20 protein-coding genes and 2 pseudogenes are annotated in these 24,482 nt (G+C 72.6%); 9 read left to right on the top strand and 13 right to left on the bottom strand.

What is annotated here, in order from left to right; genetic code table 11:
• Positions 1 to 72: 72 nt before the first annotated feature.
• The 5 genes from ACFZBT_RS26415 to ACFZBT_RS26395 all read left to right on the top strand — a co-directional run bounded on the left by ACFZBT_RS26415 (position 73) and on the right by ACFZBT_RS26395 (position 6,957).
• The gene (locus ACFZBT_RS26415; RefSeq protein ID WP_391108007.1) at positions 73 to 1,641 is read left to right on the top strand and encodes an ATP-binding cassette domain-containing protein; all 1,569 of its coding nucleotides are present in this window, start codon (positions 73 to 75) and stop codon (positions 1,639 to 1,641) included.
• Positions 1,638 to 2,711 (top strand): ABC transporter permease, encoded by a 1,074-nt coding sequence (locus ACFZBT_RS26410; protein ID WP_391108004.1) that lies wholly within the window; start codon positions 1,638 to 1,640, stop codon positions 2,709 to 2,711. The genes ACFZBT_RS26415 and ACFZBT_RS26410 overlap by 4 nt, the downstream gene beginning before the upstream one ends.
• 274 nt (positions 2,712 to 2,985) lie before the next feature.
• A complete protein-coding gene (locus tag ACFZBT_RS26405; RefSeq protein ID WP_391108001.1) occupies positions 2,986 to 4,149 on the top strand; it encodes a substrate-binding domain-containing protein in 1,164 nt (387 codons plus the stop codon).
• Between the two features lie 168 nt (positions 4,150 to 4,317).
• The gene (locus ACFZBT_RS26400) at positions 4,318 to 5,424 is read left to right on the top strand and encodes an FAD-dependent oxidoreductase (protein WP_391107998.1); all 1,107 of its coding nucleotides are present in this window, start codon (positions 4,318 to 4,320) and stop codon (positions 5,422 to 5,424) included.
• 132 nt (positions 5,425 to 5,556) lie between these two features.
• Positions 5,557 to 6,957 carry a cytochrome P450 gene (locus ACFZBT_RS26395; protein WP_391107995.1) on the top strand — a complete coding sequence of 467 codons (1,401 nt, stop codon included), beginning with the start codon at positions 5,557 to 5,559 and terminating at the stop codon, positions 6,955 to 6,957.
• Between the two features lie 262 nt (positions 6,958 to 7,219).
• Here the strand turns inward: ACFZBT_RS26395 and ACFZBT_RS26390 are convergent, their stop codons facing one another.
• Positions 7,220 to 7,357, bottom strand: a complete 138-nt coding sequence (locus tag ACFZBT_RS26390; RefSeq protein WP_391107992.1) for a hypothetical protein — start codon at positions 7,355 to 7,357, stop codon at positions 7,220 to 7,222.
• Between the two features lie 101 nt (positions 7,358 to 7,458).
• Between ACFZBT_RS26390 and ACFZBT_RS26385 the strand changes: the two genes are divergently transcribed.
• Positions 7,459 to 10,149 (top strand): family 78 glycoside hydrolase catalytic domain, encoded by a 2,691-nt coding sequence (locus ACFZBT_RS26385; RefSeq protein ID WP_391107989.1) that lies wholly within the window; start codon positions 7,459 to 7,461, stop codon positions 10,147 to 10,149.
• 13 nt (positions 10,150 to 10,162) lie between these two features.
• Here ACFZBT_RS26385 and ACFZBT_RS26380 read toward each other — a convergent pair whose 3' ends face one another.
• On the bottom strand, positions 10,163 to 10,354 hold the full coding sequence (locus ACFZBT_RS26380) for a hypothetical protein (protein WP_391107986.1): 192 nt from the start codon (positions 10,352 to 10,354) through the stop codon (positions 10,163 to 10,165).
• Positions 10,355 to 10,367: 13 nt separating this feature from the next.
• Positions 10,368 to 10,795, bottom strand: a pseudogene (locus ACFZBT_RS26375) (acyl-coenzyme A--6-aminopenicillanic-acid-acyltransferase form); the annotation flags it as partial.
• Here ACFZBT_RS26375 and ACFZBT_RS26370 point away from each other — a divergent pair.
• Positions 10,751 to 10,960, top strand: a pseudogene (locus ACFZBT_RS26370) (transcriptional regulator); the annotation flags it as partial. The pseudogenes ACFZBT_RS26375 and ACFZBT_RS26370 sit on opposite strands and share 45 nt — an antisense overlap.
• Positions 10,961 to 11,087: 127 nt before the next feature.
• Positions 11,088 to 12,569, top strand: a complete 1,482-nt coding sequence (locus ACFZBT_RS26365; protein ID WP_391108299.1) for an MFS transporter — start codon at positions 11,088 to 11,090, stop codon at positions 12,567 to 12,569.
• 22 nt (positions 12,570 to 12,591) lie between these two features.
• On the opposite strand, the gene ACFZBT_RS26360 is transcribed toward ACFZBT_RS26365, so the two are convergent.
• The 5 genes from ACFZBT_RS26360 to ACFZBT_RS26340 form a co-directional block, all read right to left on the bottom strand.
• Positions 12,592 to 15,492: an AAA family ATPase gene (locus ACFZBT_RS26360; protein WP_391107983.1), complete on the bottom strand. Its 2,901-nt coding sequence runs from the start codon at positions 15,490 to 15,492 to the stop codon at positions 12,592 to 12,594.
• Positions 15,493 to 15,700: 208 nt separating this feature from the next.
• On the bottom strand, positions 15,701 to 16,708 hold the full coding sequence (locus ACFZBT_RS26355) for a (-)-alpha-amorphene synthase (protein WP_391107980.1): 1,008 nt from the start codon (positions 16,706 to 16,708) through the stop codon (positions 15,701 to 15,703).
• Entirely contained in the window at positions 16,692 to 18,140 is a 1,449-nt protein-coding gene (locus tag ACFZBT_RS26350; RefSeq protein ID WP_391107977.1) for a cytochrome P450, read from the bottom strand. Before ACFZBT_RS26350 ends, ACFZBT_RS26355 begins: the two co-directional genes overlap by 17 nt.
• 313 nt (positions 18,141 to 18,453) lie before the next feature.
• Positions 18,454 to 18,927, bottom strand: coding sequence for an SRPBCC domain-containing protein (locus ACFZBT_RS26345; protein WP_391107973.1), 474 nt, complete (start codon positions 18,925 to 18,927; stop codon positions 18,454 to 18,456).
• Between the two features lie 35 nt (positions 18,928 to 18,962).
• A complete protein-coding gene (locus tag ACFZBT_RS26340) occupies positions 18,963 to 19,382 on the bottom strand; it encodes a DUF779 domain-containing protein (protein ID WP_391107970.1) in 420 nt (139 codons plus the stop codon).
• A 102-nt stretch (positions 19,383 to 19,484) separates the two neighbouring features.
• Between ACFZBT_RS26340 and ACFZBT_RS26335 the strand changes: the two genes are divergently transcribed.
• Positions 19,485 to 20,240 (top strand): alpha/beta fold hydrolase, encoded by a 756-nt coding sequence (locus ACFZBT_RS26335; RefSeq protein ID WP_391107967.1) that lies wholly within the window; start codon positions 19,485 to 19,487, stop codon positions 20,238 to 20,240.
• 122 nt (positions 20,241 to 20,362) lie between these two features.
• Here ACFZBT_RS26335 and ACFZBT_RS26330 read toward each other — a convergent pair whose 3' ends face one another.
• The 5 genes from ACFZBT_RS26330 to ACFZBT_RS26310 all read right to left on the bottom strand — a co-directional run bounded on the left by ACFZBT_RS26330 (position 20,363) and on the right by ACFZBT_RS26310 (position 24,394).
• The gene (locus ACFZBT_RS26330; RefSeq protein WP_391107964.1) at positions 20,363 to 21,217 is read right to left on the bottom strand and encodes an SDR family oxidoreductase; all 855 of its coding nucleotides are present in this window, start codon (positions 21,215 to 21,217) and stop codon (positions 20,363 to 20,365) included.
• Positions 21,218 to 21,288: 71 nt separating this feature from the next.
• Complete coding sequence (locus tag ACFZBT_RS26325) at positions 21,289 to 22,476, bottom strand: FAD-dependent oxidoreductase (RefSeq protein WP_391107960.1); 1,188 nt, start codon at positions 22,474 to 22,476, stop codon at positions 21,289 to 21,291.
• Complete coding sequence (locus ACFZBT_RS26320) at positions 22,473 to 22,670, bottom strand: 4Fe-4S domain-containing protein (RefSeq protein ID WP_391108296.1); 198 nt, start codon at positions 22,668 to 22,670, stop codon at positions 22,473 to 22,475. The genes ACFZBT_RS26325 and ACFZBT_RS26320 overlap by 4 nt, the downstream gene beginning before the upstream one ends.
• Positions 22,671 to 22,711: 41 nt before the next feature.
• On the bottom strand, positions 22,712 to 23,953 hold the full coding sequence (locus ACFZBT_RS26315) for a cytochrome P450 (protein ID WP_391107957.1): 1,242 nt from the start codon (positions 23,951 to 23,953) through the stop codon (positions 22,712 to 22,714).
• A gap of 63 nt (positions 23,954 to 24,016) precedes the next feature.
• Complete coding sequence (locus tag ACFZBT_RS26310) at positions 24,017 to 24,394, bottom strand: hypothetical protein (protein WP_391107954.1); 378 nt, start codon at positions 24,392 to 24,394, stop codon at positions 24,017 to 24,019.
• Positions 24,395 to 24,482: the final 88 nt, after the last annotated feature.

Here is a 24,482-nt window from a genome sequence, read left to right as displayed (position 1 = left end):
CCGTCTGAGCCGCAGCGCCCCGTCGGAGGCTCAGCGCCCTGTGAAATGCCCGAAATGCTGTAATTTGATCGAGTGCGCGACGCTCCCGACACACCGGCGAAGACGGCTTCGCCCTTCGGACCGGAGCCCGTGGTCCGTATCCGCGGGCTCAGCAAGCGGTTCGGCGGAACCGTCGCGCTGGCCGGGGTCGACCTCGATGTGCACGCCGGCAGCGTGCTCGCCTTCCTCGGACCCAACGGGGCCGGAAAGTCCACGCTCATCAAGGTGCTCGCCGGAGTCCATCACGCCGACGCGGGGCAGATCACGGTGGACGGGCAGCCGCTCGGCAGCCCCGCCGCCACCCGCGGCATGTCCTTCATCCACCAGGACCTCGGTCTGGTGGAGTGGATGACGGTCGCCGAGAACATCGCCCTGACCACCGGGTACGGGCGCCGGACCGGGCTGATCTCCTGGCGCCGCACCCGGGAGCGCTGCGTCGCCGCACTGCGCGTCGTCGCCGCCCACCTCGACCCCGACGCGCCGGTCTCCGGGCTCGCACCGGCCGACCGCTCGCTGGTCGCCATCGCCAGGGCCCTGGCGGCCCGCGCGAAGCTCATCGTCCTCGACGAGCCCACCGCCCGCCTGCCCGCCGCGGACAGCGCCCGGCTCTTCCACGTCCTGCACGACCTGCGCGACCGCGGCCACGCCGTCCTCTACGTCAGCCACCGCCTCGACGAGGTCTACCAGGTCGCCGACACCTTCGCCGTCCTGCGCGACGGCCGCCTCGTCAGCCACGGCAGCCTGAGGGACCACAGCCCGGCCCGCCTGGTCCAGGACATCGTCGGCGAGGAGGAATCCCCGGCCACCCGCACCGCCCCCGCTCAGCCGCCCACGCCCCCGGCGGCGAGCACACCCCCCGTCCTGACCCTCGACTCCGTACGCACCCCCCTGGCCGGACCCGTCAGTCTGGAACTCGCGCCCGGGGAGGTGCTCGGCCTGGTCGGGCTCTCGGACGCCGGACACATGGACCTGGGCCGGGCCCTCACGGGCGCGCGGCCGGTCCTGGGCGGGCGGGCCGTGCTGCACGGCCGGTCGTACCACCCCCGTACGGTCGCCGAGGCCGTCGCCCGCGGTGTGGGGTTCGTGCCGGGGGACCGGCTCCGGGAGAGCTGCCTCGCCGAGCTGAGCGTGCGGGAGAACCTCCTGGCCAACCCGCGCGCGGGAGGCGTGCCGGGACCGCGCTGGATCGGTCCCCGCCGTGAACGCGCCACGGCAGCCGCTCTGATCGACCGGTTCTCCGTGCGCCCCCGTGACGGCGAGACCCCCATCGCCACGCTCTCCGGCGGCAACCAGCAGAAGGTCGTGATCGGCCGCTGGCTGAGCGCGGACCTGCGACTGCTGATCCTCGAGGAGCCGACGGCGAGCGTGGACATCGGCGCCAAGGCCGCGATCCACCGCCTCCTCGACGAGGCCCTGGAGTCAGGCCTGGCTGTCCTGCTCCTGTCCACCGATTTCGAGGAGGTCGTGAGCGTGTGCCGGCGCACCCTGGTCTTCGTCCGCGGGTCGGTGACGGCCGAGCTCAGCGGGAGGGCACTCACCGTCGCCGGGCTCACCCGGGCCGCCTCGGCCATGCCCCCGTCCACCGCCGCGACGAACCCATGACGACCCCCCGGACAAGACCGCGCCGGCCGGGCGGACACCACATCGGCGCGTACGGCCTGCTCGCCCTCACCGCCGTGCTCTACCTGGTCTTCTCCCTCGCCCTGCCGAGCACCTTCCCCACGCTGGACACCCTCGACTCGATCCTGTCCAACCAGTCGATCCCCGCCGTCATGGCGCTCGCCGCCATGGTCCCCATCGTCACCGGCGCGTTCGACCTCTCCATCGGCTACGGCCTCGGCCTGGCCCATGTGATGGTGCTGCAGCTCATCGTCAACGAGTCCTGGCCCTGGCCGCTCGCCTGCCTCACCGTGCTCGCCGGGGGCCTGGTCGTGGGCGTCCTCAACGGCGTCATCGTCGAGTTCGGCCGCATCGACTCCTTCATCGCCACCCTGGGAACCGGCAGCATGCTGTACGCCGTGACCGGCTGGATCACCGACGGCAGCCGCATCGTCCCGGGCCCGCAGGGCCTCCCGCCCGCGTTCACCGACCTCTACGACTCCACGTTCCTCGGCCTACCGGTCCCCGCCTTCTACGTGCTCGCCCTCGCGGGAGTCCTCTGGCTGGTGCTGGAGCGGCTGCCGCTCGGCCGGTACCTGTACGTCGTCGGGTCGAACCCGCGCGCGGCCGACCTGGTCGGCATCCCGACCCGCAAGTACACCGTGTACGCGTTCGCCGCCTCGGGGCTGATCGTCGGCTTCGCCGGGGTACTGCTCGCGTCCCAGCAGCAGATCGGCAACCCGAGCGTCGGCCTCGACTATCTGCTGCCCGCCTTCGTCGGCGCCCTCCTCGGCTCCACGGCGATCAAGCCCGGCCGGCCCAACGCCCTCGGCACCGTCGTCGCCGTCGCCGTCCTCGCCGTCGGGCTCACCGGCATCGCCCAGCTCGGCGCCGAGTTCTGGACCGTCCCGCTGTTCCACGGCGGCACCCTGCTCATCGCCGTGGGCCTGGCCGGATACGCCGCCCGGCGCAGGCTGCGCGGCGGGGCCGCGGCACGCGACTCGCCGGCGGCGCCGCCTCCGCCTCCGTCCTCCCCGACGCCCGAGGCCGGTTCGGCGGGAACACCCCCCTGACCCGGGCGCACCCCCTGACCCGGGCGCACTCCCTGACCCGGGCACCCCCCCTGACGCCCGGCACATCTTCCGACCTCCGGCGTCTTCCCGCGCCCCCGGCAAGCCCCGACTCCCCGTACATCTCCCGACCACCGGCACGTGCCCGCGCCCCCGCCGGCAAGTCGCGACCCCCGGCACACTCCCCGCCCCCTGGTACGTACGCCCCGCGACTCCCGGCATGTCCCGCCCGCCCCGGCACACGCCCCACCGCGTCGATCCCCTCACAGGAGCCTCCGTGCACAGCGACCACAAGCCCGCCCCCGCGGCCCGCACCGCGCGGCTCGCCTCCTGCGCCCTGCTGGCGGCGGCGGCCGCCCTCGTCGGCTGCGAACGCGGTTCCTCGGACGGCGCGGACGAGACCGCCACGGGCGCGAGCGGCTGCCCCGCCGTCCACGCCAGGGCTCAGGACGCCGTCACCCGGGCGGAGCGGACCGACATCCCCTGGGGTGGGCCCACCGACGGCCCCGCGGCGGTGTCCGGCAAGACGATCGTCTACGTCGCCCAGACCATGACCAATCCCGGCGTCGCGGGCGCCGCGAAGGGGGTGCGGGAAGCCGCGCGGGTCATCGGCTGGGACGTCCGGGTGATCGACGGCGGAGGCACCCCGGCCGGTATCCAGGCGGCCATGAGCGAGGCCGTGGCCCTGAGGCCCGCGGGCATCGTCATCGGCGGGTTCGACCCCGACTCCACGGCACAGCAGGCCGCGCGGGCCAACGCCCAGGGCATCCCGCTCATCGGCTGGCACGCGGTCCCCGAACCCGGCCCCAGCCGGCGGCCCGATCTCTTCACCAACGTCACCACCCGGGTCCAGGACGTGGCCCGCATCAGCGCGCAGTGGATCATCTCCGACTCGGACGGCCGCGCCGGGGTCGTGGTCATCACGGACGCCTCGATCCCGTTCGCCAGGAACAAGTCCGACCTGATCAGGAAGGAACTCGCCGCCTGCTCCGGGGTGAAGCTGCTCTCGGTCGAGAACATTCCGATCCCCGACGCGAGCAGCCGTACCCCGCGGGAGATCTCCTCGCTGCTCTCCCGGTTCCAGGACCGCTGGACCCACTCCGTCGCCATCAACGACCTGTACTTCGCCGACGCCGCCCCCGCCTTCCGCGCGGCCGGGGAGAAGGGTTCCGGCCCGCCCTTCAACATCGGCGCCGGCGACGGCGACCCGTCCGCCTTCCAGCGCATCAACAGCGAGCAGTACCAGGCCGCCACCGTGCCCGAGCCGCTCACCCTCCAGGGCTGGCAGATCGTCGACGAGTTCAACCGCGCCTTCGCGGACCGCCCGGCCAGCGGGTACACGGCTCCTGTCCACATCGCCACGGCCGGCAACAGCGAGGGCGCCACGACCTGGGACCCGTCGGGCTACCAGGAGGCGTACCGGAAGATCTGGGGGAAGTGACGGCCTGCCAGGGTGCCGATCCCTTCACGGAACATGCACGGAACCTCGGGATCCCTTTAAGTTTCAAGGGCTAGTCTCACCCTCAGTCGAGTGGCCGCCGGGGGTCGATCCGAGCGGGGCCCGTCCACGGCGGCACTCGCACCCCCCACCAGGCACAGGAGACTCGGTGTGTACGACGGCGACGTAGTGGTGATCGGCGGCGGCTACGCCGGTGTCCGGCTGGCGAAGCGGCTGGACGGCCTCGCCCGGGTCACCCTGGTGGACCGCAAGGAGGTCTTCTTCCACCGCGTCGCCTCCCTGCGCGCCGGTGTCCGCCCCGAGTGGACCCACACCCCCTTCATCCCGTACGACCGGCTGCTCGGCAACGGCCGGGTGGTCGCGGGCAAGTGCGTCGGCGTCGACACCGCCGAGCGGCAGGTCGTCCTCGCCACCGGTGAGCGGCTGCCCTACGACGTGGTCGTGATCGCCACCGGCGCCGACTACCCCGAGCCGGCCCGCTTCACCGGCACCACCACCGAGGAGGCGGCCAAGTCGTTCGCCGAACACCAGCGCAACGTCGCCACGGCCGAACACGTCCTCGTCGTCGGCGGCGGCCCCGGGGGCGTCGAACTCAGCGCCGAGATCCGCCTGGCCCGCCCCGACGCCCGGGTCACACTCGCCCATTCCGGGCCGGCGCTGCTCGACTCCACGGGCAGCACCCGGCCGGGGCGCAAGGCGCTGGCCTGGCTGGAGTCCCACGATGTCGAGGTACGGCTCGACGCCTTCATGTCCCCCGGCAACGACTTCGGCACCTACCGCGACGCCCGCGGCACCGTCCTCGAGGCCGACCTGTCCTTCTGGGCGACGGGCACCACCCCCAACACCCTCTGGCTCCGCCTGGCCGGACACGGCGACTGGCTCAACAGGGACGGACACGTCAAGGTCGACCGGACACTGCGCGTCGAGGGGAAGCTCGACGTGTTCGCCGTCGGCGACGTGAACGACGTCAGCGAACTCAAGATCACCCCCGCCGCCCTCGCCCAGGCGGACATCGCCGCCCACAACATCCGCGCCTACCTGCAGAGTTCGGGCAAGCACCGCAAGGAGCCACGCTTCTACCGACCGATCCAGCGCACCCCGCTCATCGTGCCGTTCGGCCCGGCCGACGGACTGACCGTGCTGCCCGTACCCGGAGGCGAGTCCGCCGTCCTGGGCAGCCGCACCACCACCGTCGCCAAGGCGAAGACCCTGATGACGCCGTACATGAGGCGCCAACTCGGATACACCGCGGCCTGATACGGATCGCGTCGCCCTCTCACCCCACCCCCGTCGTTACCCGCGAGTTCGCCCTGGGGTAGGGTCCCCACCGTTTCCGGCTACCGACTGATGGTGTGCCGGTACGCGGTGTGTCGGAGGGGTGGCAAGACGATGGAATCCCAGTGGGGTGACGGCGGATCCGTGGACCTGGACGACACGCGGCTGGAGGCGTTGAGCCCCGAACCGCTGCTGACCCGGGACTACGAGACACGTCCCTCGCTCGTCTACGAGCGGCTGAGGAGCGAACACGGCCCGGTCGCGCCGGTCGATCTGCTGGGAGTGCCCGCCTGGCTGGTCCTGGGCTACCGCGAGTCGCTCCAGGTGCTCCAGGACAACGACGGCTTCCCGAAGGGGCTGGAGAACTGGCGGGCCCGTTCCGAGGGCAGGGTGCCCGCCGACTGGCCGCTCGGCCCCTCCCTCGAGGTCAACCACATCCTGATCCAGGGCGGCCCCGGCTACCGGCCGCTGCGGTCCGCGTGGGACGTGGCCCTCAAGCCGTTCCAGGACCCCCGTCACCCGCAGGCGAAGCGCCTGAAGTCCGCCGTCACCGCCTACGCCGACGAGCTGATCACCCTGGTGGGGCAGGGCGGCAGGACCGGTGTGGCGGACCTGTCCGCGCAGTTCTCCCGGCCGCTGCCGCTGATGGTGGCGAGCCATCTGCTCGGCTTCCCCGGCTCGCAGGGCGACGACGCGCTGATGGACATGTGGCGCGTGCTCGACGCCGGCCCGGACGCCGAGGCCGCGCTGGAGCGACTGCTCGCGACCCTGGCGGAACTGGCCGCGGGCAAGCTCCAGAAGCCGGGCGACGACTTTCCCTCGTACCTGCTGGCCGCGCACCCGGACCTGTCGCTCGACCATCTCGCCCGTGAACTGTTCATGCTGCTCGGCATGACCTCCGACCACGTCGGCATCCTCATCTCCAACACCGTCGTCGAGGTCATCTCAGGGGAGGGCAGCGTGCGCGCCAGCCTGTCCGCCGGGATGGTCAGGGAGACCATGAACCGGGTGGTCATGCGCAAGCCGCCCCTGGTGAACTTCGTCCCGCGGTTCGCGGCCGAGGACACCCCGCTCGGCAACTACACGATCCGGGCCGGCGACCCGGTGTGGGTCTCCCCGGGCGCCGCGCACGCCGACCCGCTCTTCGCCGACCACGTCGCCTCCGGCACCACCATCAGCACCCGGGCGCATCTGTCCTGGGGAGCCGGCCCGCGCCAGTGCCCGGCCCGGGAGCTCGCCTCGACGGTCGCGGCGGCCGGGGTAGGGCGCCTGTTCGAGCGGTTCGACCACCTCGACCTCGCGCTGCCCGCCGACCAACTGCCCTGGCGTTCCTCCCCGTTCATGCGGGGCCTGCGCTCGCTGCCCGTGCGGTACGAACTCGCCTCGGCGCCCGCGCGTCCGGCGGCGGACGGTCCCGCGCCCGGGGTGGCGGAGGAGGTCCTGCCGGACTCGTCCGCCCGGCAGCGCTCCTCGCTGTGGCGCTATCTGACCGGCCTGATCCGCGGCGGCCGCTGACCGCGCGGCCGGTCCGGCGACCGGCCGGAACGCCGGTGACGAACGGTGGTGTCGCGCGGCGCCTCGCCCTGGGATACTCGTCAGAGATCCCGGGGTAAGGGCGTGAGGGCCCGCGGGAGCCGGGCAGGTACACCTCGATGACCTGCCCGGCTCACCCGGTTCACACCCAGCCCGACTCCCCGGCCGCGTCCAGGGCGGCCGGCGCGAACTCGGGGTCGGCGAACCGGGATGCGGCGCAGCCGCTCGGGTGCCGCCGAGGCCATCACCAGTAGCCGGCACTCCGGCAGCCGCGCCCGCGGCTCGCCCCGGACGGTGACGTCCTCACCCGCCCACGGGACAGCAGCGCGGCGTACGCTCCCCGCACCAGGCGGGTGTGCTCGACGAGCGGAACGCTGATCACGATCGGATTATCGCCGCCCGCCCCGGGAATCTCAGTTCGGGCCGCATGCGCGCCCGGCTCGATTGAATCGATTCACATCGCGCGGAGTGAGGAGCGTTCCCATGCAGGCCGAGGTCACCGCCCCTGTCTTCGAACACCACCGGGAGCCGCTCGGGATCGGCGAGCACCGGCCCCGGCTGAGCTGGCGCACCGAGACCGGTACACCCGGCTGGCGGCAGTCGGCGTACGAGATCGAACTGCTCGACGACGCCGGCACCCGGGTCGGCGGGACGGACGGCCCGGTCGCCTCGGACGCGTCGGTGCTCGTGCCGTGGCCCGGACCGGACCTGCCCTCGCGCACACGGGTCGGGGCACGGGTGCGCGTCCGGGACGCCGAGGACCGGGTCTCCGCCTGGTCGCCGGTCGCCTACGCCGAGACCGGACTGCTGGACGCGGGGGACTGGACGGCCCGCCCGGTCGCCCCGCACCCGGACCTGGGCATCGACCCGGGGCGACCGCAGCCCGTCGTCCTGCTGCGCCGCCCCTTCCGCCTCCCCGCCCCGGTCGCCTCGGCCCGCCTCTACGTCACCGCCCTCGGCGTCTGCCGGCCGGAGCTCAACGGCCTGCCGGTCGGCGCGGACGTCCTCACGCCGGGCTGGTCCTCGTACCACCACCGGCTGCGCTACTCCACCTATGACGTGACGGAACACCTGCGCGAGGGCGCGAACGTGCTCGGCGCCCAGCTCGGCGAGGGCTGGTACAGCGGCCGGCTCGGCTTCCACGGCGGCCGGCGGGGCGTCTACGGCGACCGGCCCGCCCTGCTCGCCCAGCTGGAGATCCGCTACGCCGACGGCAGCCGCGAGACCGTCGCCACCGACGGACGGTGGCAGGCCGCGACCGGCCCGGCACTCCGCTCCGAGCTGTACGACGGCGAGGAGTACGACGCCCGTCTGGAGCGCCCCGGCTGGTCCGCGCCCGGCGAGACCGGTGACGGCTGGCTGCCCGTCGTCGAACTGGACATGCCCCGGGGAGACTTGGTGGCACCGACCGGCCCGCCCGTACGCCGCACGCAGACGCTGAAACCCGTACACGTCCTGACCACGCCGACCGGTCGCACCGTGCTGGACTTCGGGCAGAACCTGGTCGGCCGGCTGCGGCTGAGGGTGCGGGGTGAGGCGGGGCGGACGGTCACCCTGCGCCACGCCGAGGTCCTGGAACACGGCGAACCCGCCCTGCGCCCCCTGCGGCAGGCCCAGGCCACCGACCGCTACACCCTCAAAGGTGCACCCGAGGGCGAGACGTACGAACCCCTCTTCACCTTCCACGGCTTCCGATACGCCCAAGTGGACGACTGGCCGGGCGAGTTGAACCCCGACGACATCGAAGCCGTCGTCCTGCACACCGACATGGAACGCACCGGCTGGTTCACGTGCTCCGACCCCCTGGTCGAGCGACTGCACGCGAACATCGTGTGGGGCATGCGCGGCAACTTCCTGGATCTGCCGACCGACTGCCCGCAGCGCGACGAACGCCTCGGCTGGACCGGCGACATCGCCGTCTTCGCCCCCACGGCCGCCTTCCTCTACGACTGCTCCGGCATGCTCGGCTCCTGGCTGCGCGACCTCGCCGCCGAGCAACTCGCCCGGCCCGGCGGCGCGATCCCGCCGCTGGTCGTGCCCGACGCCCTGCCCGAGGGCTTCCCGGACGCGGCGAACGCGATCTGGGCCGACAGCGCGGTCCTCGTCCCCTGGGCGCTGTACCGGGCCTTCGGCGACGAGGGTCTGTTGCGCACCCAGTGGGAGTCGATGTCCGCCTGGGCCGACGAACTGGAGCGGTATACGACGGAGGGCGGCGGCCTGTGGCGCGCCGAGTTCCAGCTCGGCGACTGGCTGGACCCGGGCGCCCCGCCCGACCGGCCCGGAGACGCCCGGACCGACGGTGACCTGGTGGCCAACGCCTACGCGGCCCGCACGGCCGAGATCATGGCCGACGTGGCGGACCTGCTGGGGGAGCCGGAGCACGCCGAGCGGTACACGCGGCTCGCCGGGCGGGTGCGGGCCGCCTTCGCCGACGAGTTCGTCACCCCGGGCGGCCTGCTGGCCTCGGACGCGCAGACCGCGTACGCCCTGGCCCTGCGGTTCGCGCTGCTGCCCACCGCACGGCAGCGCGAGCGGGCCGGCCGGCGCCTGGTGGAGATCGTCCGCCGGGCCGGGTTCCGGATCGCGACCGGGTTCGCCGGCACCCCGCTGATCTGCGACGCGCTCACCGAGGCGGGCGCGCCCGAGATCGCCTACCGGATGCTGCTGGAGACCGGCTGCCCGTCCTGGCTCTACCCGGTGACCATGGGCGCCACCACGGTCTGGGAGCGCTGGGACTCGCTGCTGCCCGACGGCACCGTCAACCCGGGCGAGATGACCTCGTTCAACCACTACGCCCTCGGCGCGGTCGCCGACTGGCTGCACCGCACCGTCGCCGGGCTCGGGCCGGCCGGGCCCGGCTGGAAGCGGCTGCGTGTCGCGCCGGTGCCCGGCGGCACGCTGACCCGAGCGCATGCCGCGCACCTCACGCCGTACGGGCGCGCCGAGGCCGGGTGGGAGCGGCGGGGAGACACCGTCACGGTCACGGCGGTCGTTCCGCCGAACACCACCGCCCTCGTCGAACTCCCCGGCGGCGAGCCGCCGTTCGAGGTCGGGTCGGGAAGCCACACCTTCACCGTGGAGAACCGCGCGATGCCGCCGTGGCCTCCGCTGCCGCTCCGCCACCCCTTCTCCGCACCGGAGGCGGACGCGGAGGCGGAGCCGGTGACGGACTGACGGGGCGCGCGCCTCAGGGGCTCAGCGCGGCGGCCCGGGCCTCGACCGCCGTGGCCGGGTACCCCTCGCCGGGGACGGCCGCGAGCAGCGGCTTGGTGTACCGGACGAGGGCGACCCCGGTGTCGGCGCCACTGCATCCGACGGCGGTGAGGAGACCGGTGACGGCCAGGCCGCAGGTCACCGTCCCGCGTGAGTTTCTGTTCATCGGCGTTTCTCTTTCAGCTGGTGCGGCGGGCCGCGGAGCCGTCGGGACCGTCGTAGAGGTTCCACGGAAGGTCCTGGTAGTCGCCGGTGGTCAGGTCCACGCAGGAGGGGACGGGCGTGGCCCAGTGCTCCAGGGCGGGCCTGCGGGTGTCGGGGTGCCTGCACAGCGACTCGGGCAGGCTGAGGTGGTCGGAGAGGGCCTGCTTGATCAGCTTGCGGGACTCGTCGGGGCCGGTGGAGCCCGCAGCCTAGTAGTGGTATCCGTGCACCAGCAGACCGTCGGTCGGATACATCCAGCCGTAGCCCGCGGGGGTCGTCTCGACATCGACGGCGAAGCCCTAGCGCAGGTCAGCAGCGCGTTGGAGGCGATATGGGCCCGGGTGCGGCACAGCACGTCGAGGGCGTCGGCGACCGCGTCGACGCCCTCCTCACCGCGCCGCACACCCCGACCGGCATCACCTCGGAGGAGCTCACCGCGCTGGTCGTGGCCGATGTCCTGCTGCTGGCCCTGACCACCCTGGACGAGGAGAGGGCGGTGGACACGTCGCACCAACTGACTGTCCTGCGCGAGCAACTGCTCTCACCGAAGGGCAATCGCAGGGGCTGACGGTGATCGAGTGGTGAGGTCCAGGGGGCGGGCGTACCGTCGAACGGTGGACACCGCAGGCAGCGGCCCGCAGCCGGCTTCACCACAGGCGGCCACCACCAGGGAATCCGGTGGTGGCGGAAGCGCGATGGCACTCCTCGTCCTCGCCTCGTGCCAGCTGATGGTGGTCCTCGACATCACCATCGTGAACATCGCGCTGCCGCACATCCAGAGCGCGCTGGACTTCTCCACCACGAGCCTGTCGTGGGTGGTGAGCGCCTACACCCTGACCTTCGGCGGCCTGCTGCTGCTCGGCGGCCGGGCCGGCGACATCCTGGGCAGGCGGCGCGTCTTCATCTTCGGCGTGCTGCTGTTCGTGCTGGCCTCCCTGCTCGGCGGGTTCGCCCAGAACTCCGGCCAACTCCTCGGCGCCCGCGCCTTGCAGGGCGTCGGCGGCGCCATCGCGTCCCCCACCGCCCTCGCCCTGATCAGCACGACCTTCCGCGAGGGGCCGGAACGCAACCGCGCCTTCGGGGTCTTCGCCGCGGTCTCGGCCGGCGGCGGCGCGATCGGCCTGCTCGCGGGCGGGATGCTGGTGGAGTGGCTGAACTGGCGGTGGGTGCTGTTCGTCAACGTGCCCATCGGCCTGCTCATCGTGCTCGCCACACCCAAGTGGATCAGGGAGTCCGAACGCCACCCCGGCCGCTTCGACCTCAGCGGCGCGCTCACTTCCACCGCGGGCATGGTGCTGCTCGTCTACGGGTTCATCAGGGCTGCGGATGACGGCTGGCGAGACGCGCTCACGCTGGCCTCGTTCGCCGGGGCGGTCGTGCTGCTCGCGGCGTTCATCCTGATCGAGCGGCGCTCGAGACAGCCCATCACGCCCCTGCACATGTTCGCCGACCGCAACCGTGCGGGCACCTACGGCATCATGCTGTGCCTGGCCGCCGCGATCTTCGGCATGTTCTTCTTCCTCACGCTCTTCGTGCAGAACGTGCTGGAGTTCAGCCCCATCGAAGCCGGCCTCGCCTTCCTGCCGGTCAGCGCGGTCATCGCGATCGGCGCGGGACTGGCCTCGCGCTTCCTGCCCGTCTACGGGCCCAAACCGTTCATGGTGGTGGGCGCGATCCTGGCGGCGGCGGGCCTCGCCTGGCTCACCCTGACCGACGTGCACTCGACCTACGCGGGCAGTGTCCTCGGCCCTATGCTCGTCTTCAGCCTGGGCATGGGCATGGAGTTCGTGTCGCTGACCCTCATGGCGCTGTCCAACGTGTCCACCCCGGAGACCGGCGCGGCCTCCGGACTCCTCAACGCCACCCAGCAGGTCGGCGGCTCGCTCGGTCTGTCCATCCTGGTCACGATGTACGGCACGGCCAGCACCAACGAGGCGGAGAAACAGATCCCGGACTTCCTCCGGCAGGCGACCCCGGCCGAGCGCCTGCGGTTCGAACAGACCGGGCAACTGCCCAAACCCTGGTCCGACGAGATCCTCACCGCCGGCGTCTCCGCCGCCTTCATCATGGCGGCGATCTTCACCGCCGTCGCCGCGCTGATCGCCCTGATCGTCATCCAGGTCCGCCCCTCCGACCTGGAACGCCTCAAGGGAGGGTCGGGCCCCGGCCCGATGTGAGGCCCGCCTCCCCCCGGGCCAGCTACCGGGCGCAGTTCTCCAGCGCGTCGGCGAGGCCCGCCGCGTCCGTGCCGAGCTTGCGGTACACGGAGGACAGCAGCTGGCGTACGCCCTGCTCGGTGATCCGCAGGTCCTTCGCGACCACCGGAGCCGGGTGGCCCTGGGCCGTCTTCTCGGCGGCCCGGCGTTCCGGGCCCGTCAGCATGTCCGTCTGCGCGTAGCGCAGGGGCAGCGGGCGCAGACCCGCGGCAGAGAGTTCCCGCCTGGCCCGGTCCGCCAGACCCTCGGCACCGCAGTGCACCGCTCCCTCCAGTCCCTGGTACAGCCGGTCGGCGGCGTCGTGCAGCCGGCCGGCGCGGACCAGCGCGGCGCCATGGCCCACCAGGGCACGGGCCAGCTCGTACGCCGCGGGCGACCGCTCCAGATGATCGACGGCCTGCGTGTGCAGTTCCAGCGCAGCCTGCCCGCCCGTCACCTCCGCCTGGACCCGCAGCGCCTGGCCGATCGCGGACGCCGCGCCGAAGTCCCGGGCTCGCTTGGTGGCGTCCTGGGCGTGCAGCACCGCCTGGTCGGGAGCGGTGCGAGCGAGCGCCGAGGCCAGTCCCAGCTGCCAGGGGCACCACGACGGGTTGTGCCAGTCCCGCCCCTCCAGCCAGTCCCCGACCCTGGACAGCAGACGCGCCGCCTCGGCGAGCCGGCCTTCCGCCAGGAGCAGTTCGGCGTAGACCGTGCGGGGGTCGGGGAAGATGACGGCGTTGGGCACCACGTCGCCGTAGCGGTAGGTGTCGGCGAGCCGGCGCGCTTCGGTGGTCCGCCCGCGGGCCAGCAGGATCTGGATGAGGATGCCGATGGCGAACCACTGGGCGGGCACCGCTCCTTCGACGCGCTCGGCGGTGTGCAGCCCGGCCCGGACGAGTTCCTCGGCCTCGGGCAGGGAGCCCCGGCGGTAGCGGATGTAGCCCAGCAGCGTCTGGCCCTGCGCCAGATGGGAGCCACGCCACCCCCGGTGCTCGCACTCGGCCATCCCGTCGGCGAACAGGTCCTCGGCCCGCCGCGGCTGGTCGCAGTACATGAACAGCAGGGCGACCGCGGCGGGCACCTCGAAGCCGCGGTTCTCGTCGGTCCAGCTCATCCCTCCGCTCAGCGCCTCCTCGGCATACCCGAGGGCGCTCCGCCGCGGCTCGCCGCGCACGAGGGCGTCCCACGCCCGCAGGCCGAGGATGTAACGCTCCTCCAGACCCCGGCCGGTCAGCTTGTCGGCCAGCTTCGCCAGCCGGCGCGACCGGGCGGAGGAGTCGGACTCGTCGGCGCGAAAGGCGCTCCACACGAAGTGATCCGCCTGCATGCGCAGTCTGACGCGCGGGTTGGTGGCGCGCCGCGCCTCGTCGGCGGCCACGGTCGCGGCCTCGGTCAGCCGGTCGGTGTGGGCCAGTGCCTGGGTGAGCCGGTAGACCATGGAGGCACGCAGGTCGGGGTCGATTCCGGGCTCCTTCAGCGCCTCCCGGAGATGGCTCACCGTGGCCGTGGGATCGATCAGGAAGGTCGAGCCGGCCAGCTCGTGGAGCAGGGCGGCGCGGTCCTCGGCGGGCGGCGGTTCCCGCAACGCCCGGGTCAGCACGCGCCGGGCGGCCTCCGGGGCCCCGGCGCGCAGGTACTCACGTGCCGCGGCGCGCAGGCACGCGACCGTCTCGGGCCGCCCCTCGCAGGGCACCTCCAGCAAGTGACGGGCGGCGGCGGTGGGGTCGGACTCGACCGTCCGGGCGGCGTTGGCGGCCGCGTCGTGCATGCCGACGCGCAGGCCCGAGGGGATGTCGCGGTAGACCGTCGTGGCGATCAGCGGATGGACGAACTCCAGGGCGCCCACCGCCTCGTCGGCGTCCCTGAGGATGCGGCAGGCGCGCAGCTTCTCGGTGGCTTCCACGGCCTCCGCGCTGCCGACCACCGCGAGGTCCGCGGCGGCCTCCGCCGCGAAGGGACTGCCCAGGACGGCCCCGGCCCACGCGAAGCGGACCGTGCCCGGGCCGAGGCGCTTGAGGCGCTTGATCAGGCCCGGTCCCTTGACCGCCGCGGCGAGGTCCCGCATCACGGGCACCTCGTCCTGGGTTCCCCGCAGCCGTCGCTCGCGCAGTCTGATGGCCAGTTCGACGGCCTCGAAGGGGCTTCCGTTGGTGACCGTCCAGCACTCGCCGCAGAACTCGTCCTCGGCTTCCTCGCCCACTTCCTCCCTGATGATCCGCGCCACGCCGGCCTCGCCGAGCGGAGACAGGACGTGCGGGCGGCGCTCGTGGCGTTCGACGAGTGTGCGGAAGGAGGTCGCGTCGGGCGGGAGTTCATGCGGCCGGTAGCCGACGACGACCAGGAGCGGGAGGTCCGCGACCCGGGGCGCGAAGGAGGCGAGCCAGTCGAGGGATTCGGTGTCGGCCCAGTGCAGGTCGTCCAGGAGCAGAACGACGGGCGCGTTCAGCATCGTCAGGCGTGTCATGACCCAGTCGAGGCCGTCGCGCACTCCGGTCGGGTCCGGCATCCGGGCGGCGTCCGTCGCCTCGAGTCCGAGCGCGGCGCCGACGATGTCGTACCAACTGCCCAGGAAGTCCCGGCGCTCCGTCCCGCTCATCCCGGCCAGAACGGGCTGCATGACCTGGCGGACGACGCGGAACGCCAGCCCCTGCTCGTTCTCGCCGCCCTTGCCCGAGAACACCGTGAACCCCTGTGCGGCGGCACGGGCGCGCGCCGCCGCGATCAGGGTCGTCTTGCCCAGCCCGGCCTCACCCGTGAAGGCGAGCAGCCCGCCGCGCGGGACCCGGGGCACGCCGTCGACGGCGTCCCGGAGATCCGCAAGTGCGCGGTCGATGGCCCGGAGTTCCTCGTCGCGTTCGAGGAGTGGCCGGTGCTCGGTGATCGGTTGCCGCAGCCCGTGGGCCATGTGATCCACCGCTTCCTGTCGTTGCTCCCCGCTGGACGGGGCGAGCGTACGCCCAGATACAGGCCGTTTGGCCTGGGCGTAACAGCAGGTAGACAGGGCGAGTGAATTTCCCGAAGCAGAGCTTTGAATGCCCGTCCCTCGGGGTAGCGTGGCCCGTTTCCGCCCCTTTCGGGAGTCCTGCGGGGGAGGCGACCGGTCGTGTCAACGGTCAGAGTCCTGCGGGTGCTGCCATCGTGTCGGCGTACCGCGGCACGGTCCGGGACCAGAAGTAGCATCCCCGGATCCAGCCGGCCATGCCCTCCACATAGCCGACGCCGGAGGGACTCAGCTCCGGCCTGATCTCACCGTAGACCTCCTCGAACTCGCGGATGGTGCGGTTGATGCGCCGTACGGCCAGGGTGACGGCCACCGGGAGGGAGCACCGGTGTGTCCGCTGGTAGGCGAGGGCCAGGTTGATCATGCCGCCCGCGCGCTGTTCCTTCACCGCGGAGAAGAGGTCGGGTATCCACACCGCCGCGTCGGCCGACAACCGGCTCAGGCGTCGCATGACGGGGTGATGGATCTCCTGCGGCGACAGCTCGCACGGCTGCGCGGCCTCGCACAGCGGCCAGAACGGCTCGACACCGGCGATGAGGGAGCGTATGGACCGGCACAGTCCGCTGCCCACCGGGTCCGCATGGGCCTGGGCCACCGCCTCGTACAGGAGACCGTGCACGTACTCACGGCTGGCCCAGGCCCATCGCGCGGCCTGATCGGGCGTGCACCGCTCCCGGACCTGGCGGTACAGGTCGGCCAGGGCCGCCCCGAGCGGGGTGGCGGGCGGCCGGCCGTCCCGCAGGATCGCGACACTCTCGCTCAGCATGGGCAGCAGCAGGCCGGGCGAGCGCTGGCCGACGTCCTCCGCCCGGTCGTCGAAGACGAACTGGTAGGCGATCTGATTGGCCACGATCTGGAGGAGCCCGGAATCCATGGACGGGCTGTTGCAGGCGGCGAGTTCGGCGGGACGTGTATAGGAGATCATGGCCGCCACCGCGGGGTCGTCGGTCAGCCCCCACGCGCTCAGCCAGGTGCCGACGCCCGCCGCCGCTTCGCAGGCGTGGGGATTGCGCGCGAACGGGAACGGCATGTAGAGGTTCGCGTCGATCAGTTCCCGCAGGTCGACCGCTCGAGTTCCGTCCTGCGCGGCGAGCGCTGTTTCCTCATGCGTCGTGGACATCGTCGCCACCTGCCGTTCGGGAGTCGTGGACGGCGGGCACGGCAGCCGTGCCCGCCGTGCTCCTGACGCGCTGTTCGCAGGTCATGACCAGTCCCCGCGGCCCCAGCGACGCCGCCGGACGCAGCCGCTCCTGGTAACCGGGCAGATGGCGCAGCCGCCAGTGGCGGGTGAGGAACGCGACGGCGACCAGGGCCTCCGTCAGGGCGAGTGTCTCGCCGATGCATTTACGGCGGCCGGCCCCGAACGGGATCATCGCTCCGGGGCGGACGACGGCCTGACCGGGCAGCCAACGGCCGGGGAGGAAGCGGTCGGGGCCGGGGAACAGGGTGGGGTCGTGGTGCAGGAGGTACGGGCTGAACACGACCGTGGCGCCCCGTGGGAGCCGGTGCCCGGCGAGCTCCGTCTCCTTCGTGGCGACGCGGGTGAAGAGCCAGCCGGGCGGGCGATGGCGAAGAGTCTCGGTGAGGACGGAGCGGGTGTGGACGAGGCGCGGCAGCTCGTCGGGGCCGGGCGGCCGTCCCGAGGCGAGCACGGCGTCCACCTCGGAGTGCAGACGGCCTTCCTCCTCGGGGTGCCGCCCCACCAGTTCGAAGACCGAGGAGAGGCACAGGGCGGTGCTCTCGGCGCCGGCGAACATCAGCGTGATCACCTGGCCGTGGACTTCCTGGTCGGTGATCGGTTTCTCCCCGCCTTCCCCGCGCGCGGCGGCCAGCAGGGTGCCCAGCAGGTCGTCCCGGTCGTCCCGGGCGGCGCCTCGCCGGCGCTCGGCGACAGCCGCGTCGACGATCGCGCGCAGGCGGTCGGAAGCGTGCCGGTAGCGCCGGTTCGCCGGAGTGGGAACACGGAACAGGGCGTCGACCGGCATGACCGTCCGGACGAACATGCCGCGGACCACGGTGGCCAGGCACCCGCGCATCTCGGCGGCCGTCGCGGCGTCGAGCGAGTCGGAGAAGAGGAGGCGGCTGATCACGCGGGTCGACAGGTCCATCATGGTCGCGCTGACGTCGACCGCCTGCCCGTCCCGCCATCCGCCGCACACCGACTCCACTTCCTCGCCCATCAGTTGCACCTGGTCGGCGACGCGGGCCTTGCGGAAGCCGGGTTGCAGCAGCCTGCGCTGGCGCCGGTGATCCTGATGGCGGCAGGTGCCGACGCCGTCCCCCAGCAGCATCCGCAGCCGGTCGTAGAGCGGGCCGCCCTTGTCGAACGTCTCCGGGTCCGCGAGTACCTGATGGACGAGATCCGGGTGACAGGCCATCCAGGCACGCCGCGGACCCAGGCGTATTTCGACCAGATCCCCGTGCGCGGGCAGAGATTCCAGAAAAGCCAGCGGGCGACGGACCAAGTCGATACCGTGGCCCAGGAATGGGAATATGCCTGGAGCAGTGCCCACTGTCCAATTTCGGGCCGGTCCGGGAACGGAGCCGCTCATCGAATACCACCTGCTTCGGTCGGCACACGGGATTGTGGTGCGCGCACGTCGATTTGACGCACGCCTCAGTCCTGCCCAGTGAAATCTTCCGACGGCTCGCCGAATCCTTTCTCCATAGGGGCGCACGGAAGCACGGAGGGGCGTCGAGCGCGTCACGGTTGCTGCGTGCATTCAGTTCGTCAATGTATTTCTGTGCACAGAGAAATCCGTGTTCCGGCTGTGCTCCTGAAGTGCACGGCTGTCGCCCGGTGCGCCTGGCATGAGCATGGGAAGCGAGGCAACCGGAGGCCCGGCAGGATGTGTTCGTCCCGCCCTAGACGGCGTCCGGATCGGATTCGACGAACCGGGCCAGGTTCGCCAGCGCCATGCGGGTGCCCGTCTCGTTGTCCGCGGCGGGCACGACGTCGGGGATGCCCTCGTGGACCACGAGGACGTCGGTGCCGCCGCCCTCCGCGTCGGTGAGCGTCGTCGTCATGGTCATCGAGCCGCCCAGTGCGGGGTCGGCGGACTCGAACGCGAGCACCTCGACCACCTGCTCGTCGGGCACGAGCCGCGCGAAGTGGCCGTGGTACGTGTCGGTGTGCGCGGCCGACTTCCCGGTGGCCTCCGGTGCGTCGTACGTCAGCGAGACACGGAACCTGCCGCCCTCGCGGGCGTCGAACTCGTGCACCGCGCCGCGCATCCCGTCCGGCACCCGCCAGCGCGCGATCGCCTCCCCGCTCACCAGCGCCCGGTAGACGGCCGGACGCGGCGCGTCGACATGACCCGAGACCCGCGTCGTGTACATGCGCCCACCCTACGGCGGCGCGCGCACCGAGCCGTTCAGGCCCGGCCGGGCTCGTCCGCCCCGGTCGGCAGCGGTGGCTCCGCCTCGATGTGCCGCAGTTCCTCGTCGGTGAGCAGTCGGGAGCGGATCAGGAAACGGACGCCCTCCGGGGCCTCCAGGGAGAAGCCGCTGCCGCGGCCGGGGACGACGTCCACCGTGAGGTGGGTGTGCGACCAGTACCTGTGCTGGTCCGCGCTCATCCAGAACGGGGTGTCCCCGGCCACCTGCCCCAGCAGCACGTCCGAGGCACCGACCCGGAACTCGCCGCGCGGGTAGCACATCGGGGCGCTGCCGTCGCAGCAGCCGCCGGACTGGTGGAACATCACCGGCCCGTGCGTCCCGGTCAGCCGCCGCAGCAGTTCCTCGGCGGCGGGGGTCAGTTCGACACGCTCGGTGCGGGTGGGGTGGTTCGTCATGCGATCCCTCCTGGCCGGTCGGTCCGTCTATCTTGGCAATCGGTACGAGCATGTCGTTCCGAGCATGAGAAGTCGTTCCGAGCATGAGAACAGGAAGGCCCCATGACCGCCACCGACCCGTGGATACGACGCTTCTTCCCGAGCCCCGACGCCCCCGTGCAACTGGTCTGTCTGCCCCACGCGGGCGGTTCGGCGTCCTTCTTCCGGCCGGTGGCCCAGGCGTTGCACCCCCGGATCGAGGTGCTCTCCGTCCAGTACCCGGGCCGCCAGGACCGGCACCACGAGCCCATGATCGACACCATCGACGGTCTCGCGGACGAGGTCGGCCGGGCCGTGACCCGCACGGTGGACCGCCCCTTCGCCCTCTTCGGGCACAGCATGGGAGCGGCCCTGGCCTTCGAGGTCGCCGTACGGCTGGAGCGGGCCGGGCGATTCGCCGAGCGGGTCTTCGTCTCGGGGCGCCGCGCACCGTCGTGCCACCGAGAGGAGCGGGTGCACCGGCTCGACGACGCCGGGATCATCGCCGAACTGCGCGGGCTCAGCGGCACCGACCAGCAGATCTTCGGAGACGAGGAGCTGATGCGCATGATCCTGCCGGCCCTGCGCAACGACTACCGCGCGGTGGAGACCTACGTGCGGGCGTCGGACCACCGGCTCCGCAGCCCCCTCACCGCCCTGACCGGAGACGACGACCCCAAGGCGAGCCACGACGAGGTACGCGCCTGGAGCGCCCACACCGAAGGGGACTTCGAGATGAGGCGCTACCCCGGCGGGCACTTCTTCCTCATCGACCACGCGCCGGACGTGATCGGCGTCATCGGCGAGCGGCTGGCCCGGCCCGCCGCGACCCCGCGCTGACTCACCGGCCGTTCAGATATACAGGTACAGGCCGAAGGCCAGCGGCGCGGCGACGAACAGCTGGAGCGTGGCCCGCCCGGCCTGCCGCAACGCCCTGCCCGAGCGGGCCGGTGCCGCCGTCGTCATCCGGGGCGCCGCATGTGTCGCCGGATCCAGGCCGCCTGCCCGCCGTCGACGAGCAGATCGGTGCCGGTGACGTACCGTGCCTCGGGGCCGGTGAGGAAGGCCACCGCGTCGGCGATCTCGCCCGGTGTGCCCGGTCGGCCCGCGCCGCACGCGTCCAGCATCTTGAGCATGTGCCCGTCGGCGTCCGAGTCGGCCTCCGCCTTCGCCATGGCGGTCGCGACGACACCGGGGCTGAGGGTGTTGACGCGCGCGCCTAGCCGGTTCCAGGCGAGGGCGGCGGCCTGCACGCGGACGTGATTGGCGCGCTTGGCGAGGATGTAGGCGGCGGTCGCGTCGTCACCGAGGCCCGTGACGGCGTCGAGACCGAGCAGCTCCTCGGCGGGAGCCGTCGCCAGGGCGGCCTCGTCCTCGGCGCTGATCGAGGCCATGTGCCCGGCCAGGCTGGCGACACAGACGAGCGAGGTGCCTCTGCCGGCCACCTTCTCGAACGCCTCGATCACATACACCGTGCCGAGCAGATCCACGTCGAGGATTCTGCGCACCGAGGCCGTCGCGGCGGCGACCCCGGCGGTGTGCACCACCGCGGTGATCCGCCCCTGCTCCGCCGCGCTACGGGCGAGTTCCCCGACCGAGGCACGGTCGGAGACATCGGTCGGCACGCCCCGCACGGCGTACCCTTCGGCGCTCAGCTCGGCCACGACCTGGTCGAGCCGCTCGCGCGAGTGGTCGGCGAGGATCAGCGTCCGTCCGCTGCCCAGGCGGCGTGCGACCGCCGTTCCCATCCCGCCCGCTCCGGTGACGACGACCACATCGCGCGGGTCGTCCGTACGGTTCTGCGTCTGGTTCTCCATCTGAGATCTCCTCGCTGAAGGGGCGGGGGCGGCAACAGGGCCGCCCCCGCCCGGGGTTGATGTGCCGAGGGTCAGGCCGCCCCGGTGCCGGCGGCCGGTACGGCCTCGTTCCAGGCTGTCCCGCCCGCGATGGCCTGCCGCCAGCCTCGGACGGCCTTGGGCGGCATACCGACCGCCAGGGCGCCGGTCAGCCGCTCGCCCGTGCGATAGGCCGCCACGAACCTGCGCTCGGCCAAGTCCCCCTCGACGAGGTTGACTTCGTCGTGCCCGCGCAGATGGCCGTACGCCTGGATCTTCATGTCGTACTGGTCGGACCAGAAGTACGGCACCGGCGCGAACGGCCTGCGCGCATCCGGCCCGGCGAGCAGGTTGCGGGCGGCGGCCATGCCCTGCTCGGCGGCGTTCGTGCGGTGCTCGATCCGCATCGACGTCCCGAACAGCGGGTTGTCCCAGCGGGCCACGTCACCGGCCGCGTACACATCCGGCGCGGCGGCGCAGTACGTGTCGCAGAGCACCCCGTCGCCGACCGGAAGCCCGCTGTCGGCCAGCCACTCGGTGTTGGGCAGCGAGCCTATGGCGACCAGGACCTCGTCGGCCTCGACCCGTTCGCCGTCCGCGAGCCGCACGCCCCCGTCGGTCACCTCGGTCACGGTGACGCCGGTGCGCAGCTCCACGCCGTGGTCGAGGTGGGCGTGCGAGAGCACCTGCCCGACCTCGGTGCCGACGGCGTGCGCCAGCGGCACGGGGGCCGGTTCCAGCAGGGTCACCCGGGCGCCGCGACCCCAGGCCACCGCGGCGGCCTCGGCGCCGAGGAACCCGGCGCCCACCACGACCAGCCGGCAGCCCGGCCTCAGCCGCTCGCGCAGCGCGAGGGCGTCGTCGAGGGTGCGCAGCACGTGTGCGCGGCCGTCACCGGGCAGCCGCCGGGGACGCACTCCGGTGGCCACGATCAGTCCGTCGTAGGGCACTCGCTCCCCGTCGGCCAGACACACCGTACGGTCCGTCATGTCCAGCCCGGTCGCCGCCGACCCCAGCCGCAGGTCGAGGCCGAGGGCGTCGAGGTCGGTCCGCGGCCGCAGCGGCAGGCGCTCGGCCGGCCACTCGCCGGAGAGGATCTGCTTGGACAGCGGGGGCCTGTCATAGGGGTCCCGCGGCTCGTCACCGACGAGGGTGAGCGTGCCGTCGTAGCCCGCCCGGCGCAGGGTCTCGGCCGCCGCGAGCCCGGCGGCCGAGGCGCCGACGACCACGACCCGCCTCACGACTCCACCAGCCGGATCGCGGCGGCCGGGCAGATCGCCACGGCCTCCTCCACCTCGCCGCGCAGTTCCTCGCCGGGCCGCTCCTCCAGCAGGATCGCGACACCGTCGTCGTCCCGCTGGTCGAACACGTCAGGAGCGGCCATCACGCACTGCCCCGACGCCACGCACTTCGGTATGTCCAGTTCCACACGCATGCTTGTCATCTCTTGTTCCTCAAGGAGGGGAGAGGGCGGGGTCACCAGGCCACGGGCAGGCTGTGCACGCCGTAGGTCGTCCCGGTGTGGTCGAACTCCAGGTCCTCGACCGCCGTGTCCAGCCGCAGGGTCGGGACGCGGCGGTAGAGGGTGCCGTAGACGACCTGGAGCTCCAGGCGGGCCAGGTTCTGGCCCAGGCACTGGTGGGGGCCGTAGCCGAACGCCTGGTGGATCCGGGCCGGGCGGGTGATGTCCAGCCGCTCGGCCTCGGGGAAGACCTCCGGGTCCCAGTTCGCGGCGTGCAGGTCGAAGATGATGCCGTCGCCCTTGCGGATGACGACATCACCGATCTCGATGTCGTCCTTGGCGACCCTGCGTACGCCGGTCTGGACGATGGACAGATAGCGCAGCACCTCGTCCACCGCCTTCGCGACCAGCTTCGGGTCGTCGGTCTCGCGCAGCAGGGCCAGCTGGTCGGGGTGCTGGAGCAGGGCGAGGGTGCCGAGGCTGATCATCGTCGCGGTGGTCTCGTGGCCGGCGATCAGCATGGCCACGCCCATGTGGACGGCCTCGGTGTGCGTCATCTCGCCGTCCTGGACGCGGCCGGCCATCTCCGACAGCACGTCGTCGTCCGGGTCGGCGGTCTTCAGCTCGATGAGGTTGTCCAGGTAGGCGGCCAGCGCGCCGCTGGCCTTCCTGGCCTCCTCCGGCGCCGCCGAACCGTCCAGGACCAGGCTGCTGCTGCGCTGGAAGAAGTCGTGGTCCTCGTACGGCACTCCGAGCAGCTCGGCGATCACCAGCGAGGGCACCGGCAGGGCGAGGGCCGTGAGCAGGTCGGTCGGGTTGGGGCCGGCGAGCATCCGGTCGACGAGCTCGTCGACGATTTTCTGGACCGGCTCCCGCATCTTCTCGATGCGCTTGACCACGAACGGTCCGTTGACGGTCCGCCGCAGCCGCGTGTGCTCCGGCGCGTCCGTGTTGGTGATCAGCCGGGGCGTGATCGGCGCGATCTCCGCCCGGTGCGCGTTGACGTAAGGGAAGCCGGGGTCGAGGTCGTCGTCGCTGACACGGGAGTCGGGCAGCAGGGCCCGCTGGTCGGCGTGGCGGGTGACCAGCCACGGCGTGCTGCCGTTCCAGATCCGCACCTTGGTGATGGGCTTCTCGTCGCGCAGTTCCTGGGCGACCGGGGCCGGGGCCAGCGGGCACTCCGCCGCCCGCGGCAGCGGGTACTCGGGCAGCGGGCCGGTGGCACCGGTGACGGGGCAGGACAGGGCATCGGACATGACGTCTCCTCAGTGATGTGGGGTGGGGGAGGGGGGGAGGGGCACCGCCGCGGGGGCGGAGCCTCAGGCGTGGGCCGCGCCGCGATGGTTGGCGATGATCCCGCCGGCCGCGACGAGGGAGACCAGGCCCATGGCGGCAGCGGCGGCGATTCCCTTCGCGCCGTCCAGGGCGAAGTACATCGCCACGGCCGCAGCGCCGTTGAACAGGAACAGGAACCGCGGCGTGCCGGGCCGGGCCAGGAAGCCCTTGATCCTCGGCCTCCTGGCGAGCCGCGTCCCGGTGACGACCGCGACGGCGGACCCGGCGATCGTGGCCACGTCCTGCTGGGTGCCGTCGACGACGGCACCGGCGCCCAGGGCGGCGCCGAGACCGACGGTGAACAGGCTCCAGAGCAGCAGGTTGGCGGCGAACGACTTGACGGTGGCGAGGAGGGAAGACATGGAGGTACCTCTCGGGAGGGAATGCGGGGGAGGGAGGGGTGGGTTCGGCGTTTCCGGCCTGCTCACCACGATTCCGTCCGCCGTGTGC

The organism is Streptomyces sp. NPDC008137, from assembly GCF_042957035.1.
Taxonomy (GTDB): Bacteria; Actinomycetota; Actinomycetes; order Streptomycetales; family Streptomycetaceae; genus Streptomyces.
This window is presented reverse-complemented; position numbering and strand designations above follow the sequence as displayed.

Excerpts from the sequence above, each read along its gene's own strand:
- ACFZBT_RS26410 (WP_391108004.1), top strand. The coding sequence starts at position 1,638 with ATGACGACCCCCCGGACAAGACCGCGCCGGCCGGGCGGACACCACATC.
- ACFZBT_RS26395 (WP_391107995.1), top strand. The coding sequence starts at position 5,557 with ATGGAATCCCAGTGGGGTGACGGCGGATCCGTGGACCTGGACGACACG.
- ACFZBT_RS26385 (WP_391107989.1), top strand. The coding sequence starts at position 7,459 with ATGCAGGCCGAGGTCACCGCCCCTGTCTTCGAACACCACCGGGAGCCG.
- ACFZBT_RS26380 (WP_391107986.1), bottom strand. The coding sequence starts at position 10,354 with ATGAACAGAAACTCACGCGGGACGGTGACCTGCGGCCTGGCCGTCACC.
- ACFZBT_RS26365 (WP_391108299.1), top strand. The coding sequence starts at position 11,088 with ATGGCACTCCTCGTCCTCGCCTCGTGCCAGCTGATGGTGGTCCTCGAC.
- ACFZBT_RS26360 (WP_391107983.1), bottom strand. The coding sequence starts at position 15,492 with ATGGCCCACGGGCTGCGGCAACCGATCACCGAGCACCGGCCACTCCTC.
- ACFZBT_RS26355 (WP_391107980.1), bottom strand. The coding sequence starts at position 16,708 with ATGTCCACGACGCATGAGGAAACAGCGCTCGCCGCGCAGGACGGAACT.
- ACFZBT_RS26350 (WP_391107977.1), bottom strand. The coding sequence starts at position 18,140 with ATGAGCGGCTCCGTTCCCGGACCGGCCCGAAATTGGACAGTGGGCACT.
- ACFZBT_RS26345 (WP_391107973.1), bottom strand. The coding sequence starts at position 18,927 with ATGTACACGACGCGGGTCTCGGGTCATGTCGACGCGCCGCGTCCGGCC.
- ACFZBT_RS26340 (WP_391107970.1), bottom strand. The coding sequence starts at position 19,382 with ATGACGAACCACCCCACCCGCACCGAGCGTGTCGAACTGACCCCCGCC.
- ACFZBT_RS26335 (WP_391107967.1), top strand. The coding sequence starts at position 19,485 with ATGACCGCCACCGACCCGTGGATACGACGCTTCTTCCCGAGCCCCGAC.
- ACFZBT_RS26330 (WP_391107964.1), bottom strand. The coding sequence starts at position 21,217 with ATGGAGAACCAGACGCAGAACCGTACGGACGACCCGCGCGATGTGGTC.
- ACFZBT_RS26320 (WP_391108296.1), bottom strand. The coding sequence starts at position 22,670 with ATGCGTGTGGAACTGGACATACCGAAGTGCGTGGCGTCGGGGCAGTGC.
- ACFZBT_RS26315 (WP_391107957.1), bottom strand. The coding sequence starts at position 23,953 with ATGTCCGATGCCCTGTCCTGCCCCGTCACCGGTGCCACCGGCCCGCTG.
- ACFZBT_RS26310 (WP_391107954.1), bottom strand. The coding sequence starts at position 24,394 with ATGTCTTCCCTCCTCGCCACCGTCAAGTCGTTCGCCGCCAACCTGCTG.